This window comes from Kandleria vitulina DSM 20405 (assembly GCF_000702065.1).
Lineage (GTDB): Bacteria > Bacillota_I > Bacilli_A > Erysipelotrichales > Coprobacillaceae > Kandleria > Kandleria vitulina.
Genome location: NZ_JNKN01000073.1, coordinates 1 through 1,633, shown reverse-complemented (window position 1 = coordinate 1,633; position 1,633 = coordinate 1). Strand labels below are relative to the sequence as shown.

The window sequence follows — 1,633 nt, the reverse complement described above, 5'->3', positions numbered from 1 at the left end:
CGAAGTAATAGTACGGTTTACGTACCGTGCTAGTAGGAGCAGGGCTATGCCCGAAACTGAAAAACCTCCGGCTATGCCGGAGGATATTTATTATTTTAGATTCTTTTTAATTAAACTTGTTTTTCTTTCATCATAAGGATAATAACGATACTCTAAATCAGCCTTATTAGACTTATGAAGAATAGATTTAATATGAGAGAAAGTCTTAAATGAATATTTACCATGATAAGCACCAAGACCACTTCTTCCTACACCACCAAATGGAAGATGATGTGAAGCAAGCTGCATGATTGTATCATTGATACATCCTCCACCAAAAGAGCAGTTAGACATAATGAAATCCTGTTCATTCTCATTTTCAGTAAACAAGTAAAGAGCTAAAGGCTTTTCATGTCTATTGATGTAAGTAGCAACATCATAAATATTGTTATAGGTCATAATTGGCAACAATGGACCAAAGATTTCCTGCTGCATGATTGGATCGCTTTCTTTGACATTATCTACAACTGTTGGTGAAATCTTTAGATTCTTTTCATCAGCCTGACCACCGATGATGAGGGTGTTATCATCATTGATAAGATTGATAATACGATTAAAATGTTTTCTATTGATAATCTTACATAAATATTCACTAGCAATAGGATGATCACCAAAGAACTCATGAATATAGTCATCTAGATAAGAAATAAATTCTTCTTTAATACTTTCATGAATGAAAACATAATCTGGAGCAACACAAGTCTGACCAGCATTGAGGAACTTACCAAAAGCAATTCTCTTAGCAGCAAGTCTTAGATCACTATCAGGAGTAACAATACAAGGTGATTTACCTCCTAATTCTAGGGTAACTGGTGTAAGATGAGCAGCTGCTTTACGATAAACGACTTCTCCAACTGTTGGACTTCCTGTAAAGAAGATGTAGTCAAAAGGATTCTGTAGTAATTCTCTGGCAATACGTGCATCCCCATTGACTACTGCTACATAGTCTTCTTCAAATAGAGAAGATAGCATTTCTTTAAGAAGAGCACTTGTTGAAATAGCATATTCACTTGGTTTAAGAATAACAGTGTTACCAGCGGCTATCGCATTAATCAATGGTTCCATTGATAAAAGGAATGGGTAGTTCCAAGGAGACATAACAAGTACAACACCATATGGTTCTGCAATTGTGTAGCTCTTTGCTGGAAACAGTGAAAGTGAAGTCTTCACTTTCTGTTTCTTTGTCCATTTCTTTAAGTTCTTATCAACATAAGAAAGACAATCAAGAACCATCCCAATTTCAGTCATATAGGCTTCAGTATCTGTTTTACCAAGATCTTCATATAATGCTTGAGCAATACGTTCTTCATTATCAATAATCCAGCTTCTTATATTATTGAGATGAGCAAGACGTTCATCTACATTTTTAGTATTCTGTGCATTAAAATAATTTTTCTGTTTAAGAAATAATTCTGTTAGCTTCATAATTTCACATCCTTGAAATAATCATACACCATAATTTGTATTCTCACAAAGCATTTGGAAAATAAGTGGCTTAAAATATGAGTGAACTACCACCCACCTAAAGGTAGGTGGCTTCTAAGAACCTGACGGTTCTATTTAAGAAGTTTGATATTTAAGTTTCCACCCGACA

Annotated in this window: 1 protein-coding gene; it reads right to left on the bottom strand. The window is 34.6% G+C overall.

The genetic code is table 11. From position 1 onward, the window contains the following. Nucleotides 1-90: 90 nt before the first annotated feature. A complete protein-coding gene (locus tag T513_RS0109580) occupies nt 91-1,464 on the bottom strand; it encodes an aldehyde dehydrogenase (RefSeq protein ID WP_031589910.1) in 1,374 nt (457 codons plus the stop codon). Nucleotides 1,465-1,633: the final 169 nt, after the last annotated feature.

What these genes read in the sequence shown, in the direction of transcription:
- T513_RS0109580 (WP_031589910.1), bottom strand. Translation starts at nt 1,464, where the DNA reads ATGAAGCTAACAGAATTATTTCTTAAACAGAAAAATTATTTTAATGCA.